This is a genomic window from Mycolicibacterium confluentis (genome assembly GCF_010729895.1).
GTDB classification, from domain to species: Bacteria; Actinomycetota; Actinomycetes; order Mycobacteriales; family Mycobacteriaceae; genus Mycobacterium; species Mycobacterium confluentis.
The window spans coordinates 2722345-2736852 of the sequence record NZ_AP022612.1 but is presented as its reverse complement, the minus strand read 5'-3'; the positions used below and the strand labels follow the sequence as shown (position 1 = coordinate 2736852).

General features: G+C 67.8%; 13 protein-coding genes. 3 read left to right on the top strand and 10 right to left on the bottom strand.

The genetic code is table 11. The annotated features are described in order from the left end of the window. The 5 genes from pgl to tkt are packed head-to-tail and all read right to left on the bottom strand — an operon-like array spanning position 1 to position 6443. Complete coding sequence (pgl, locus tag G6N34_RS12650) at positions 1-747, bottom strand: 6-phosphogluconolactonase (RefSeq protein WP_085154804.1); 747 nt, start codon at positions 745-747, stop codon at positions 1-3. Beyond that, a complete protein-coding gene (gene opcA / locus G6N34_RS12645; protein ID WP_085154865.1) occupies positions 744-1655 on the bottom strand; it encodes a glucose-6-phosphate dehydrogenase assembly protein OpcA in 912 nt (303 codons plus the stop codon). Before opcA ends, pgl begins: the two co-directional genes overlap by 4 nt. Continuing rightward, positions 1652-3190, bottom strand: a complete 1539-nt coding sequence (zwf, locus tag G6N34_RS12640; RefSeq protein ID WP_085154803.1) for a glucose-6-phosphate dehydrogenase — start codon at positions 3188-3190, stop codon at positions 1652-1654. Before zwf ends, opcA begins: the two co-directional genes overlap by 4 nt. After that, a complete protein-coding gene (gene tal, locus G6N34_RS12635; protein ID WP_085154801.1) occupies positions 3187-4305 on the bottom strand; it encodes a transaldolase in 1119 nt (372 codons plus the stop codon). Before tal ends, zwf begins: the two co-directional genes overlap by 4 nt. Before the next feature lie 47 nt (positions 4306-4352). Then, positions 4353-6443, bottom strand: coding sequence for a transketolase (tkt, locus tag G6N34_RS12630; RefSeq protein ID WP_085154800.1), 2091 nt, complete (start codon positions 6441-6443; stop codon positions 4353-4355). A 196-nt stretch (positions 6444-6639) separates the two neighbouring features. Here tkt and G6N34_RS12625 point away from each other — a divergent pair, with 196 nt between their 5' ends. Continuing rightward, positions 6640-7557 carry a heme o synthase gene (locus tag G6N34_RS12625; RefSeq protein WP_085154798.1) on the top strand — a complete coding sequence of 306 codons (918 nt, stop codon included), beginning with the start codon at positions 6640-6642 and terminating at the stop codon, positions 7555-7557. Positions 7558-7563: 6 nt separating this feature from the next. On the opposite strand, the gene G6N34_RS12620 is transcribed toward G6N34_RS12625, so the two are convergent. Further along, a complete protein-coding gene (locus G6N34_RS12620) occupies positions 7564-8538 on the bottom strand; it encodes a quinone oxidoreductase family protein (protein WP_085154797.1) in 975 nt (324 codons plus the stop codon). A 31-nt stretch (positions 8539-8569) separates the two neighbouring features. Between G6N34_RS12620 and G6N34_RS12615 the strand changes: the two genes are divergently transcribed. Beyond that, positions 8570-9505 (top strand): ATP-grasp domain-containing protein, encoded by a 936-nt coding sequence (locus G6N34_RS12615; protein WP_085154863.1) that lies wholly within the window; start codon positions 8570-8572, stop codon positions 9503-9505. On the opposite strand, the gene G6N34_RS12610 is transcribed toward G6N34_RS12615, so the two are convergent. Then, on the bottom strand, positions 9455-10399 hold the full coding sequence (locus G6N34_RS12610) for a COX15/CtaA family protein (protein ID WP_085154795.1): 945 nt from the start codon (positions 10397-10399) through the stop codon (positions 9455-9457). The genes G6N34_RS12615 and G6N34_RS12610 overlap by 51 nt on opposite strands. A 49-nt stretch (positions 10400-10448) precedes the next feature. Next, the gene (locus G6N34_RS12605) at positions 10449-11030 is read right to left on the bottom strand and encodes a TetR/AcrR family transcriptional regulator (RefSeq protein WP_109788623.1); all 582 of its coding nucleotides are present in this window, start codon (positions 11028-11030) and stop codon (positions 10449-10451) included. An 87-nt stretch (positions 11031-11117) separates the two neighbouring features. On the opposite strand from G6N34_RS12605, the gene G6N34_RS12600 reads away from it, so the two are divergent. Continuing rightward, positions 11118-11831, top strand: coding sequence for a hypothetical protein (locus G6N34_RS12600; protein WP_234813041.1), 714 nt, complete (start codon positions 11118-11120; stop codon positions 11829-11831). Here G6N34_RS12600 and G6N34_RS12595 read toward each other — a convergent pair. Further along, positions 11773-13185 (bottom strand): aspartate ammonia-lyase, encoded by a 1413-nt coding sequence (locus tag G6N34_RS12595; protein ID WP_085154794.1) that lies wholly within the window; start codon positions 13183-13185, stop codon positions 11773-11775. The two genes, G6N34_RS12600 and G6N34_RS12595, sit on opposite strands and share 59 nt — an antisense overlap. Next, on the bottom strand, positions 13173-14468 hold the full coding sequence (gene hisD / locus G6N34_RS12590; RefSeq protein ID WP_085154792.1) for a histidinol dehydrogenase: 1296 nt from the start codon (positions 14466-14468) through the stop codon (positions 13173-13175). Before hisD ends, G6N34_RS12595 begins: the two co-directional genes overlap by 13 nt. Positions 14469-14508 lie beyond the last annotated feature (40 nt).

The following is a 14508-nucleotide window of genomic DNA, read 5'->3' as shown; positions in this document are numbered from 1 at the left end:
TCAGCCGGGCAGGGCTGAAGCGGCCTCAGTGTCCAGAAGCCACACGGTGCGCTCCCGGCCGATCGCGCCCGCGGCGGGGATGTCGCTGGGCTTTGCGCCGCCGATTGCGGCGGCGACCGCATCGGCCTTCGCCGCACCGGCCACCACCAACCACACCTCACGGGAGCGCTGAATCGCGGGCAGGGTCAAGGTGATCCGCCTTGGCGGCGGTTTCGGAGAGTCGGTCACGGCGACCACCATGCGCGAGGTCTCCGCCACAGCCGCGGTGTAGGGGAACAGCGAGTTGATGTGGCCCTCACCGCCCATCCCGAGCAGGTGGACGTCGAAGAGGGGAGTCGGATCACCGTCGGGCGCGTTGGCGGCCAGCACCTGCTCGTAGGCCAGTGCGGCCGCGTCGATGTCGTCCCCGAACTCGCCGTCGGAGGCCGCCATCGGATGGACGTTGCGGGCAGGAATGTCGACCTTCTCCACGAGCGCCTCACGGGCCTGCTTGGCGTTGCGCTCATCGTCGCGTTCGGGGAGGTAGCGTTCGTCGCCCCAGTACAGGTGCACCGCCGACCAGTCGATGTCCTGGCCGTGCTCGGCGACGTGGCGCAGCAGGGCCACGCCCGTGCCGCCACCGGTCAGCACGATGTGGGCCTGCCCGCGGTCGGCGATCGCCCCCGTGATGGCGCCGATCAGGCGGGCGCCGGCAGCGTCGGCGACTTCGCCTGCATCGGAATAGATTTCGACCACGGATTCGCTCATACGTACTTCACCTTGCTCAGCCCATGCAGGGCGTCGTGATAGATCTCGTCGGCATCGATGCGGCGCAGATCCTCGGCCAGGCAGTCCCGAGGTTCGCGGCGTGCCAACGGCAGCAGCGCGTCCGGGCGGTTCGTGCGTGACAGCGTCGCGGTGATGCCCTCCTGCGGGCGCTGCAGCGTGATGGTCTCCGACTCGCGCCGCAACTCGACCTTCAACTCACCGACTCTGCGGGTCACCGGTCCGTCGATCCTGGTGGCCAGCCACCCGGCCAGGATGTCCAGGGCGGGCTCGGTCGCCAGACCGGAGAGCATGGCGGACTGGATGGGCTCATGCGGCGCCAAGTCCACGGCCGCGGTCAGAAGCGCCCGCCAGTAGGTGATCCGACTCCAGGACAGGTCGGTGTCACCGGGGGTGTAGCCGTCGAGGCGGCTTCTGATCGCCTCCAAGGGGTCGGCGGCGTTGGTGGCGTCGGTGATGCGGCGGACGGCCAATCGGCCCAACGGATCCTGGGCGGGAGACGCCGGCGCCAAATCCGGCCACCAGGCGACGACGGGGGTGTCGGGCAGCAGGAACGGGATCACCACGCTGTCAGCGTGGTTGGCCAGCGCTCCCGAAAGACGCAGTACGACAACCTCACCGGCCCCGGAATCCGCACCGACCCGGATCTCGGCGTCCAGTCGCGGTTCGGCCGCTCGTCGGTCCTTTGGCGTCACCAGGATCACGCGACAGGGGTGCTCACGGCTGGCATGGTTGGCCGCCTCGATCGACTCCTCAACCATCGACTCGGAGTCGGGCGCGATCACGAGTGTGAGCACACGGCCCAGCGTGACCGCACCGCCCTCCTCGCGCAGTGCGACAAGGCGCCTGTTGACGTCGCTGGTGGTGGTGTCGGGCAGGTCGACGATCATGGGCGTCTCCATTCCCTGCCGTCACGGCGCAGCATCTCGAATGCCGACTCCGGGCCCCAACCGCCGGACACATACGGATCGGGGTGTCCGTTCGCGGCCCAGTTCTCGAGCGCGGGATCCAGTATCTTCCACGACAGTTCGACCTCGGCGTTGACCGGGAAGAGCGACGGTTCCCCCAGAAGTACGTCGAGGATCAGGCGCTCGTAGGCCTCCGGGGACTCCTCGGCGAAGGCCGCGCCGTAGGAGAAGTCCATGTTGACGTCCCGGACCTCCATCTGGTTGCCGGGCACCTTGGAGCCGAATCTCAAGGTGATGCCCTCATCCGGTTGGACCCGGATCACCAGAGCGTTCTTACCGAGTTCCTCGGTCATGGTGGCGTCGAACGGCAGATGGGGCGGCCGCTTGAACACCAGCGCGATCTCGGTGACCCTGCGGCCGAGGCGTTTTCCGGTGCGCAGATAGAACGGGACGCCCGCCCATCGGCGGGTGTCCACATCGAGCGTGATCGCCGCGAACGTTTCGGTGGTGGAAGTCGTGGAGAAGCCCTCTTCGTCGAGCAGGCCCATCACCTTCTCGCTGCCCTGCCAACCGGCCGTGTACTGGCCCCGCGAGGTCGTCTGGTCCAGCGGTTCCACCAGTCGGGTGGCCGAGAGCACTTTGATCTTCTCGGCCTGCAGTTCCGCGGGGGAGAAGTTGACCGGTTCCTCCATCGCGGTCAGCGCCAGAAGCTGCAGCAGGTGATTCTGGATCACGTCCCGCGCGGCCCCGATGCCGTCGTAATAGCCTGCGCGGCCGCCCAATCCGATGTCCTCGGCCATGGTGATCTGGACGTGATCGACGTAGTGCGCGTTCCAGATCGGCTCGAACATCTCGTTGGCGAACCGCAGGGCGAGGAGGTTCTGCACGGTCTCCTTGCCCAGGTAGTGGTCGATGCGGAACACCGACGACTCCGGGAAGACGCTGTTGACCACCTCGTTGAGCGATTCGGCGCTGGTCAGGTCGTGGCCGAAGGGCTTCTCGATGACCACGCGGTTCCAGCATCCGTCGTGGTTGCGCGCCAAGCCCGACTTCGACAGCTGCTCGCAGACCACCGGGAACGCCGCAGGCGGGATCGACAGGTAGAACGCATGATTGCCGCCCGTGCCGCGCTCTTCATCGAGGTTGCGCAGGCGTTCGGCGAGCCGCTCGAAGGCGGACTCGTCGTCGAAGTCGCCGTGTACGAAGCGGATTCCCTCCGACAGTCGGTCCCAGACCTCCTGGCGGAACGGTGTCCGGGCGTGCTGCTCCACCGCCTCGCGCACCACATCGCTGAAGTGCTCGTCGGCCCACTCCCGGCGGGCGAAACCCACCAGGGCGAACTGCGGGGGCAGCAGCCCACGGTTGGCCAGGTCGTAGATGGCCGGCATCAGCTTCTTACGGGCCAGATCGCCCGTCACACCGAAGATCACGACGGCGCAGGGGCCCGCAATATGGGGCATTCGCTTGTCGCGCCTGTCCCGCAGCGGATTCACCCACGCCGCCGTGGTGCTGCTCATTTCGCCGCGGCGTCGAGCTGCTCTTGGGTGGCGTCGATCAACTCCTGCCACGACTTTTCGAACTTCTCGACGCCCTCGTCCTCGAGCACCTTGAACACATCCGGCACGTCGACCCCGACCGAGGCCAGCTTGTCGAAGATGATCTGAGAGGTCTCGGCGGTCCCAGTGATGGTGTCACCGGTGATCTCGCCGTGGTCGGCCACCGCGTCCATGGTCTTCTCGGGCATGGTGTTCACGGTGTTGGGTGCCACCAGATGCGTGACGTACAACGTGTCGGAGTAGTCGGGGTTCTTCACACCCGTGGACGCCCACAGCGGCCGCTGCACCCGCGCACCCTGCTCGGCCAGCGCGGCGAACCGGCTGCCCTGCTCGAAGACCTCCTGGTAGGCCGCGTACGCCAGTCGTGCGTTGGCGACGCCGGCCTGACCGCGGGTGTCCAGGGCGACGTCGGTGCCGATCTTCTCCAGTCGCGCGTCGATCTCGGTGTCGACGCGGGAGACGAAGAACGAGGCCACCGAGTGGATCTTGGAGAGGTCATGGCCCGCCTCCTTGGCGGCCTCGAGGCCCGCCAGGTAGGCGTCCATGACCGCGCGGTGGCGCTCGACCGAGAAGATCAGCGTGACGTTGACCGAGATGCCCTCGGCGATCACCGCCGTGATGGCGGGCAGACCGGCCAGCGTGGCCGGAATCTTGATCAGCAGATTGGGCCGATCGACGATCTTCCACAACTCGACGGCCTGCAGGATCGTCTTGTCGGTGTCGTGCGCCAGGCGCGGGTCCACCTCGATCGAGACCCGGCCGTCGACGCCGTCGGAGAGCTCGTACTGCTTGGCCAACACGTCACACGCGTTGCGCACGTCGTCCGTGGTGACCGTCCGGATCGTCGCGTCGACGTCGGCACCCCGGGAGGCCAATTCCTTGACCTGGTCGTCGTAGGCGTGCCCCTTCGACAGCGCGGCCTGGAAGATCGACGGGTTGGTGGTCACCCCGACCACACTCTTGGTGTCGATCAGCTCCTGAAGGTTGCCGGTCTGCAGGCGGTCCCGGGACAGGTCGTCGAGCCACACCGACACGCCCGCAGCGCTCAGTGCTGCCAGGTTGGGATTCTGGGTCATGATGCCTTCTCTCATCCTCTCGAAGAGCCCAACGCCTCCGTTGGTCCCTAGTTGTTCATTGCGCGTTCGGCGGCGGCGACGACGGCTTCTGCGGTGAAACCGAATTCGCGGAACAGGGTCTTGTCGTCAGCCGACTCGCCGTAGTGCTCGATCGAGATGATCTCGCCGGTGTCACCGACGTAGCGGTGCCACGGCATGGCCACGCCGGCCTCTACGGCGACGCGGGCCGAAACATCGGGCGGCAGCACCGAATCCCGGTATTCGCGGGGCTGCTTCTCGAACCACTCGACGGACGGCATCGACACCACAGCGGCTGTGATGTCCTTCTCCGCCAACAGCTTCTTGGCCTCGACCGCGAGCTGCAGTTCGGAACCGGTCGCGATGATCAGCACGTCGGCATCGGCGGCCTGCTCACCGCCGAGCACGTAGCCGCCCTTGGCGACACCGTCGGCGTCGGTGCCCTCGAGCACCGGGACGCCCTGGCGCGTCAGGATGAAACCGACCGGGCCGCTGCCGTTGCCCCGCGCGATGATGCTGCGCCAGGCGTAGGCGGTCTCGTTCGGGTCGCCGGGGCGCACCACCGCGAGCCTCGGGATGGCCCGGAGTGCGGCGAGGTGCTCGATGGGCTGGTGGGTCGGTCCGTCCTCACCCAGGCCGATGGAATCGTGCGTCCAGATGTAGATGGTGTCGATGTCCATCAGGGCTGCCAGGCGCACGGCGGGCCGCATGTAGTCGGAGAACTGCAGGAAGGTGCCGCCGAAGGCGCGCGTCGGGCCGTGCAGCACGATGCCCGACAGGATCGATCCCATCGCGTGCTCGCGGATGCCGAAGTGCAGCACTCGGCCGTACGGGTCGGCGGTGAAGTCGTCGGTCGAGATCGACGGCGGGCCAAACGATTTCACACCCTTGATGGTGGTGTTGTTGCTGCCCGCGAGGTCGGCCGAGCCGCCCCACAGCTCAGGCAGCTTGGATGCGGTGTCGTTGAGCACCTGACCGAACGCCGCGCGGGTGGCGACGGACTTGCTGCCCGGCTCCCAGTGCGTCAGGTCGGCGTCCCAGCCCTCCGGGAGCTCTTGAGCCAGGAGCCGGTCCAGCAGCTTCTTGCGCTCGGGCTCACGCTGAGCCCACGCCTCGAAATCCTGCTGCCAGGCGTCGTGCGCCTCCTTGCCACGCCCCACCAACTGGCGGGTGTGGGTGATGACGTCGTCGCTGACCTCGAAGCTCTTCTCCGGGTCGAACCCGAGGACCTTCTTGGTGGCCGCCACCTCGTCGTCGCCGAGCGCCGCGCCGTGCACGCCACCGGTGTTCATCTTGGTGGGCGCGGGATAACCGATGATCGTGCGCAGCGCGATGAACGACGGCTTGTCGGTCACCTTCTTGGCCTCGGCGATCGCGGCCTCGATGCCGACCACGTTCTCGCCTCCCTCGACCTCCTGGACATGCCAGCCGTAGGCGCGGTAGCGCGCGGCGACGTCCTCGGACAGCGCGATGTCGGTGTCGTGCTCGATCGAGATGTGGTTCTTGTCATAGAAGACGATCAGGTTGCCCAGCTGCTGTGTGCCGGCCAATGACGACGCCTCGCTGGTCACGCCCTCTTCGATGTCGCCGTCAGAGGCGATCACGTAGATGTAGTGGTCGAACGGACTTTCACCGGGCGCGGCGTCGGGGTCGAACAGGCCGCGCTCGTAGCGGGCGGCCATGGCCATGCCCACCGCGGAGGCCAGGCCCTGGCCCAGCGGGCCCGTGGTGATCTCCACACCCTTGGTGTGCCGGAACTCCGGATGGCCGGGCGTCTTGCTGCCCCAGGTCCGCAGTGCCTCGATGTCGGACAACTCCAGGCCGAAGCCGCCCAAGTACAGCTGCAGGTACAGCGTCAGGCTGGAGTGGCCGCAGGACAGGATGAACCGGTCCCGGCCCAACCAGTGGGTGTCCGACGGGTCGTGGCGCATCTGACGCTGGAACAGCGTGTAGGCGAGCGGCGCCAGGCTCATCGCGGTTCCCGGATGGCCGTTGCCCACCTTCTGCACCGCGTCCGCGGCCAGAACGCGCACGGTGTCAACGGCCCGGGAATCGACGTCGGTCCAATCCTCGGGATGGTTGGGCACCGTCAATGCGGCGATCTCTTCGACTGTGGTCACTACCGAACTCCTTGGGAACTGCATGTCAGGCGGACAGGGCGCTGTGCTCAACCCTAGTGTCAACTATTCCGCCGCGGCAGTCCGCATCCACCGAACGGACCCGCGATGTGGAGATGGCGAGCCCGCGGTCTACCATCGTTCGTAGTAGAAGCTGCGAGGCTGCCGCGACCAATCGCTTTCATGAGGAGTTAACTGCGTGAGCATCCGCGAGCGCGTCGCGCGGAGCCGAATCCGCACCACCGTGCTGGCCTATCTGGCGTTGACCAAGCCGAGAGTCATCGAACTCCTGCTGGTCACGACGATCCCGGCCATGCTGTTGGCCGAACGCGGATCGGTGAACCCGATCCTGATCCTGAACACCCTCATCGGTGGTGGGCTGGCGGCGGCGGGCGCGAACACGCTGAACTGCGTCGCCGACGCCGACATCGACAAGGTGATGAAGCGCACAGCGCTTCGCCCGCTGGCCCGCGAGACCGTGCCCACGCGGCACGCGCTGGTGTTCGGACTGGTGCTGTCCGTGGCGTCGTTCTTCTGGCTGTGGTGGACGAGCAACCTGCTCTCGGGTGTGCTGGCCGTCGCCACCATCGCGTTCTACGTCTTCGTCTACACCCTGCTGCTCAAACGTCGCACCTCGCAGAACGTGGTGTGGGGTGGCGCGGCGGGATGCATGCCGGTGATGATCGGCTGGTCGGCCGTCACGGGCACGATCGGCTGGCCCGCGCTGGTGATGTTCCTGATCATCTTCTTCTGGACGCCGCCGCACACCTGGGCGTTGGCCATGCGTTACAAGGACGACTACGCGGCTGCCGGGGTGCCGATGCTGCCGTCGGTGGCCACCGAGAAGCAGGTGACCACCCACATCCTGGTGTACACCTGGCTCACGGTGTTGACCACGCTGGCGCTGGCGCCCGCGGCGGGATGGCTCTACCTCGCGGTCGCGGTGCTGGCCGGCGCGTGGTTCCTGGTGATGGCCCATCAGCTCTACGCGGGTGTGCGCCGCGGCGTACCCGTCAAACCGCTGCGGCTGTTCCTGCAGTCCAACAACTACCTGGCCGCAGTTTTCTGCGCACTGGCCGTGGACTCGGTGCTGGCTCTGCCCACGCTGCTGTCCTGAGCCCGGTCAGGGCACCAGCACGATCGAGCCCACCGTTTTGCGGCCCTGCAAATCGCGGTGCGCCCGCTCCGCCTCGGCCAGTGGGTACCTCTGGCTGACCGTGACGTCGATGGTCCCGGCCGCAATCGCATCCATGAGTTCACCCGCCCGCCAGGCGAACTCATCGGCCGTGCGGGTGAAGTCGCCGAGCTTGGGCCGGGTCAGGAACACCGATCCGGCGGTATTGAGGCGCTGCGGGTCCACCGGGGGCACCGGACCACTGGCGGCACCGAACAGCGCCAGGGTGCCGCGCACCGCCAGGCTGGCCATGCTCGCGTCGAACGTGCTGGCCCCGACCCCGTCGTAGACGGCCTGCACACCCACGCCGTCGGTGAGGTCGCGCACCTTGGCCGCGAACTCCGCGGGGTCCTCCGGATAGTCGAGCACCTCGAACGCGCCCGCCTGCCGGGACAGTTCGGCCTTCTCCGGCGTCGACGCCGTCGTGATCACCTTGGTGCCCACGCTGACCGCCCACTGCGTCAGGATCAGGCCGACCCCGCCCGCGCCCGCGTGCACCAGGACGGTGTCCGACGGGGTGATCGGGTACACGGACTTGATCAGGTAGTGCGCTGTCATGCCCTTCAGCAGCGCCGAGGCGATGGCGTCCGAGGGGACGGCGTCGGGCACGTAGGCGACGAAATCGGCGGGGGCCGTGCAGTACTGCGCATAGGCGCCGTCGGCGTTCGCGGTCACCACGCGGTCACCGATCGACAGCGCGGCCACGTCGTCACCGACGGCGGCCACCGTCCCGCACACCTCGGTGCCGACGATGAAGGGCACTGGCCGCGGATACAGTCCGGACCGAAAATAGGTGTCGATGAAGTTGATTCCGATGGCGTCTGCCTTGATCAGAACCTGACCCCGTCCCGGGGTGGGCTGCGGCTTGTCGACGAGGGCCAGAACTTCGGGGCCGCCGGTTCGGCTGACTTCGATCGCGTCCATGGTGACTATCATCCTTGTCCATGATGCCGTCATGAAGCTGGCCCGGCCTGACGTGTTCCATCCGAAGATCGTTCTGGCGGGGTGCCCGAAGCTCATTGACGGGGACGGTGACGACGACGGCCTGGTGGCTGCGCTGCGGCAGCGCGGCCTCGCGGCGCGATGGCTGTCCTGGGATGACCCACAGACCCTGAAAGCGGACCTGGTGATCCTGCGGGCCACGTGGGACTACATCGAGCGCCTCGACGAGTTCCTGGACTGGACGCAGCAGGTGCCGAATCTGCTCAATGCGCCCGAGGTGGTCGCCTGGAACACCGACAAGCGCTACCTGCGCGATCTCGACATCGCCGGGGTCCGCGTGCTCGAGAGCGAGTTCTTCACGCCCGACGAGATCGTGCACCTGCCCGCGGGCGAGGTAGTGGTCAAACCGGCGGTTGGGGCGGGATCTGTCGGCGCCCAGAGATTCACCGACCACCGTGCGGCCCGGGAACATGCGGCGCGGCTGCAGGAGTCGGGCTCGACCGTGCTGGTTCAGCCGTACGACGCGCGCGTCGAGCACGGCGAGACGGCCCTGGTCTTCCTCGCCGGGGAGCAGTCGCACGCCTTCACCAAGGGGCCGATCCTGCGGGCGCCGGGGGAGCGGCCGGCCTTCGACGACTCGGGCACCTACGCCGAGGAGTCGCTGGCGCCTACCGAGCCGGATTTCGAACTGTGGGACACGGGCTACGCGGCGCTGGCCGCGGCCGCGGCGCATCTGGGCATCGACCCGTCAGAACTGCTCTACGCGCGCGTCGACCTCATCGGTGACCGGGATCCGGTCCTGCTGGAACTCGAGCTGGTCGAACCGAGCCTGGGGTGGCGTCAACTCGACGCGACCACCAGGGCGGCCCAGCAGCGCCGGTTCGCGCTCGGGGTCGAATCAGCTCTCGATCGACTCGGTCTGGGTCCGCTCTCGCATCGACGCCCATAGCGCGGCCGTCGCGGCTGTGCAGGCCGCGGCCCCCGCGACGTGCAGGGCCACCAGCGCCTCGGGGACGCCGGTGAAGAACTGGATGGCACCGACGGTACCCTGCGCGAACGCCAGCGCGACGACGACCGCCAGCCTGGTCAGCACCGGGCGTGGGGCGTGCACCGCGAGCAGGCCGAAGCCCAGGCCCACGAGCAGCGCCAGGTACGCGACCAGCAGCGACGAGTGCGCGTGCACCAGAGTGACGATCTCGACCTGCAGGCGTGCCACGGGGCGCTCGATGCTCTTGTCGCCGGCGTGCGGTCCGGCGCCCGTCACCAGGGTCCCGGTCACCAGCACGGCCGCGAGCGTGACGGCGGACAGCACCGTGAGCCAGCGCAGCGGAGCGGCCACCACGTGCACCACGGTGCCCGTGTCGGGTTCGCCGATCTTGACGTAGAGCAGCACCGCGAGCCAGACCATGGTCATCGAGGCCAGCAGGTGGATCGCCACGGTCCACCACAGCAGGCCGGTCAGCACCGTGATGCCGCCGATGACGGCCTGAACGACCGTGGACGCGGGCATCAGCCAGGCATAGACCAGCACTTCGCGGCGACGGCGCGCGCGGGTCACCGCCAGCACCGCGAGGATCGCGGTCAGAACCACCGCGAACGTGATCATCCGGTTGCCGAACTCGACCAACTGGTGCACCCGCGCCACTTCGGGGTGCGGGATGGGTGTGAAGCTGCCCGGGAAGCACTGAGGCCAGGTCGGGCAGCCCAGGCCCGACGCCGTGACGCGCACGATCGCACCGGTCACGGCGATACCGCCCTGGGTGAGGATCACCAGCGCGGCAATCAGGCGTTGCGCGCGCAGACTGGGTTCGGGCAGCAGGTCGACCAGTCGGCGGAAGAACACGGGCCCAAGCGTAGAGGACGAAAAACTACAGTCCGTAGTAAGGGGCCGGTCAGGGCTGTGATCGCGGTGCGACGACGGGTATCAGGATGTCGTCGACCAGGCGCACCGCCAGGCCGTCGTCGAGGGGATCGCCGGTGACCAACAGGCGGTGCCACAGCACGCTCTGGGCCAGTTCGCGCACGATGTCGACCGGGACGTCGGCGCGCACCTCGCCGCGCGCCACACCCCGTTGCAGGAGTTCGGCCATCTCCTGTTTGCGCCATCCGATGACCTCGGTGCGAAACGCCTCGGCCAGGTCGTCGTCGGCGGACATCGCGGCGATGACGGCCTTCATGGTCGACGCCTGCGGTCCGGTGAACAGGTCGATCCAGCCCCGCAGGATCGCGAGCATGTCCTCGCGATAACTGCCGGTGTCGAGGTGGGGGACCGCCGCGGTGGCGGTGCGCAGGAGCGTGTCGCGGAGCAGTGCGGTGCTGTCGGGCCAGCGGCGGTAGAGCACGGGCTTGCTGGTGCCGGCGGCCGCGGCGACGGCCTCCATCGTGACTCCGGCGGCACCGCGTTCCCCGAGCAGTTTCAGGGTCGCGTCGTGGATCGCGTTCTCCAGGTCTGCACCCCGTCGGCGGTGGGCCACTGACACCTCCTAAGAAACGCTTGCGTATCCAATGTCACGAGCCTAGCCTGGGAATTAAGAAACGCAAACGTATCTTAGGAGTACGTCATGACTCCCGTGCTGTATCCCCTGCGATCCGTCGAGTCCGCCGTCGTACGCCACACCAGGCTGCCGCACCTGCGACGACGGATCACGATCGACCATCACCGGTTGGCCAGCGTCACACCTGCCATGCTGCTGGACTGGTTCACCCATATCGGCGGCACCATGCGCTACGGCGACGACGTGATCCCGCGTTATCTGGCCTGGCACCCGATCGATCACATCCGCTGGGATTTGGCCCGCCCCGCGCCCGGCGGTGGCGCGGCCGAGGGGGCCCGGTTCCGGATCGTCGAACAGTTCCGGGGAATCGACGAGGACCGGACCTACCCGGTCGACGTGGTGGACCGCGTCGAGAAACTCGATGAGACCGGTATCAGGCTGGTCACCAGACTGGCCGGCGTGGTGGTCTTCCAGCTTGAGCACACCTGGTCGGCCGGGGCCGAGGGTGCGCACTATGTGAGCGTGCTCGACATCGGCGCCCGGTCGGCGCTCGCAACCCCGGTCAACTGGGCGCTGACCCGCAGATTCCCCGACGCCATGGCGCACGCCTGGGTGCGGCACAACATCGAGGAGGTCGGCCAACTGCAGTATCTGCTGCCCGGCTTGGCTGACGGGCACCGCGATCAGGCGACGTGCGCCACCATTGATGGTGCGGGTGCCGTCAGCGCGGCTGGGCGAGGATGGCTGGATCCAGAGCCCGCTCGATTTCGGCCGGACTGAGCAGCTTGCGCTCGCGTACCAGTTCGGCCACTCCGCGCCCGGACCGCAGCGCTGCGCGGGCCACATCGGTTGCCGTGGCGTAGCCGAGGTGCGTATTCAACGCGGTCGCGATGCCGATCGAGTCCGTCACGGCCGCGGCCAACCGGTCTCGATCGCACCCTATGCCGGCCACGCACCGCGCGAGCTCATCGACCGCCCGGCGCAGCTGGCGCAGTCCCGTCAGAAGGCAGTGGCCGATCACGGGTTCGAATGCATTGAGCTGTAGCTCGCCGCTCTGTGCCGCCATGGCGACGGTGACGTCGGCACCGGCGACTTGGAACGCGATCTGGTTGACGAATTCGGGAACCACCGGGTTGACCTTGCCGGGCATGATGCTGGAGCCCGCCTGCACGGCGGGCAGCGTGATCTCGCCGAAGCCCGCTCGCGGTCCCGAGGACAGCAGCCGCAGGTCGTCGCAGATCTTCGACAGGCGTCCAGCGATCTGGCGCAGGGCACCCGAGGTCTGGACGAACGCGCCGCAGTCCTGGGTGGCGGCGATCAGGTCCGGTGCCGTGCGCAGCGGCAGATCCACGATGCTCGCCAGGTGAGCTCGCACCACGGGGGCGTAGCCGGAGGGTGCGTTGAGGCCGGTACCGATCGCCGTTCCGCCGAGATTGATCTCATACAGCGCGTGTTCCGCGCGGACGAGCAGCTCCAGATCCGCACGGACAAGCGCGCCGAACGCGGCGAACTCGCGTCCCAGTGTCATCGGCACGGCGTCCTGAAGCTGGGTGCGGCCCACCTTGAGCACAGTCGCGAACTCCGCGGCCTTGGCGTCGCAGGCCGCGCCGAGCTGATGCAGGGCCGCCCGAAGCTGCGCGCAGCCCGCACTGACCGCAACGCGAAGGGCGGTGGGGTAGGCGTCGTTCGTGGACTGGCTGAGGTTGGTGTGGTCGGTCGGGCTCAGCACCGCGTAGTCCGCGCGCGGACGCTCGAGGAGTTCGAGTGCGCGGTTGGTGACCACTTCGTTGGCGTTCATATTGGTCGAGGTGCCGGCCCCGCCCTGAACCATCGGCACAATGAACTGGTCGTGCAGGGCGCCGCCGCGGATCTCGGTGCAGGCGGCCACGATCGCGTCGCGACGGCTCGAGTCCAGCACGCCGAGCTCGTGATTCGCTTGGGCCGCGGCCTGTTTGACCGCGGCCAAGGCGTATACGAAATCAGGGTGGGCGCCGACCGGTTCGCTGCTGGCCGGAAAGTTCTCGCACGCGCGCAGCGTGTGAATGCCCCAGTACACCTCGGCGGGGATGTCTCGTACGCCCAGCAGGTCACGCTCCTGGCGGACCTGGGGCTGCTGCGAGGTCACCTCGCCCATTCCGGCAGCGTCCCCCTGGCTTTTGCCGCGCGCAGATCGCCGGACCGTGCGTGTCCCTCGAAATTCTCGGCGCGCGCGGCCCGGCCCAGCAGTTCGCCCAACTCGCGACTGCTCTCGGCCGACCGAATCTCCTGATAGGTCACGGTGCGCAGAAACTTGCCCACCCACAGGCCCCCGGTGTAGCGGGCCGCGCCCCGGGTGGGGAGCACGTGGTTGGTGCCGATCACCTTGTCGCCGTAAGAGACACAGGTCTGTTCACCAAGGAACAGGGCACCGTAGTTCTGCAGTCGGTCCAGCGCGTCACGTAGGTCGGCGGTGAATACCTGCACGTGTTCACTGGCGTACTCGTCGCTGACCGCATAGGCCTCGTCGATCGAATCGACCAGGATGACCTCACCATGGTCTCGCCATGCCGCGCCGGCGACCTCGTGGGTGGGCAGGCCCGGCAGCAGCCGGTCGATCGCCGTGATCGTGTCCCGCCCCACCTGCTCGGACGTGGTGACCAGCACCGCGGGTGAATCCGGACCGTGCTCGGCCTGGCTGAGCAGGTCCACCGCCACGGTCAGCGGGTCCGCGGTGTCGTCGGCGATGATCAGAACCTCGGTGGGCCCGGCGAACAGGTCGATCCCGACCTCGCCGAACAACTGGCGCTTGGCCTCGGCCACATAGGCGTTGCCCGGTCCTGCGATCATGTCGACCCGGTCGACCGACTCGGTTCCGACGCTCATCGCGGCGACTGCCTGCACTCCACCGAGGACGTAGATCTCGTCGGCGCCAGCCAGGTGCATCGCTGCGACGCTGGCGTCGGGTATGGCGCCCGCCGTCGGGGGTGTTGTGGCGATGACGCGTTGCACCCCAGCCACTTTGGCTGTCGTGATGATCATGTGGGCCGACGCCAGCAGGGGGTAGCGACCGCCCGGGATGTAGGCGCCCACCGACGCTATCGGTAGGTTGCGGTGGCCGAGGATGACGCCGGGCGCGACCTCGTGTTCGATGTCGTGGATCGATTCCAGTTGCAGGCGGGCGAATCGTTCGACGTTGCGTTGCACTTCGACGATGTCGTCGATCGTCTGACGCGGCAACCGCGCCATCGCCGCGTCGATCTCGGTGGAGGTCAGTCGAAAACTCGGCGGAGACCAGGAGTCGAACTGCTCGGAGTACCTGCGCACGGCCGCGTCGCCGCCGGCTCGAACATCGGCGATGATGGTCTCGACGCGCGTGCGTACATCTGTGTCCGTGGTGGTGATCGATTGCTGTGCAACGGATTTCAGATGCCGTCTCATCGTCTGCCTCTCGCGGGTGGATTGAGATCAATGGGTCTTC

Bases quoted from the DNA above. Each gene is read 5' to 3' on its own strand.
- tal (WP_085154801.1), bottom strand. From the start codon at position 4,305: ATGACCCAGAATCCCAACCTGGCAGCACTGAGCGCTGCGGGCGTGTCG.
- zwf (WP_085154803.1), bottom strand. From the start codon at position 3,190: ATGAGCAGCACCACGGCGGCGTGGGTGAATCCGCTGCGGGACAGGCGC.
- G6N34_RS12600 (WP_234813041.1), top strand. From the start codon at position 11,118: ATGACTCCCGTGCTGTATCCCCTGCGATCCGTCGAGTCCGCCGTCGTA.
- pgl (WP_085154804.1), bottom strand. From the start codon at position 747: ATGAGCGAATCCGTGGTCGAAATCTATTCCGATGCAGGCGAAGTCGCC.
- opcA (WP_085154865.1), bottom strand. From the start codon at position 1,655: ATGATCGTCGACCTGCCCGACACCACCACCAGCGACGTCAACAGGCGC.
- G6N34_RS12620 (WP_085154797.1), bottom strand. From the start codon at position 8,538: ATGGACGCGATCGAAGTCAGCCGAACCGGCGGCCCCGAAGTTCTGGCC.
- G6N34_RS12595 (WP_085154794.1), bottom strand. From the start codon at position 13,185: ATGGGCGAGGTGACCTCGCAGCAGCCCCAGGTCCGCCAGGAGCGTGAC.
- hisD (WP_085154792.1), bottom strand. From the start codon at position 14,468: ATGAGACGGCATCTGAAATCCGTTGCACAGCAATCGATCACCACCACG.
- G6N34_RS12615 (WP_085154863.1), top strand. From the start codon at position 8,570: ATGAAGCTGGCCCGGCCTGACGTGTTCCATCCGAAGATCGTTCTGGCG.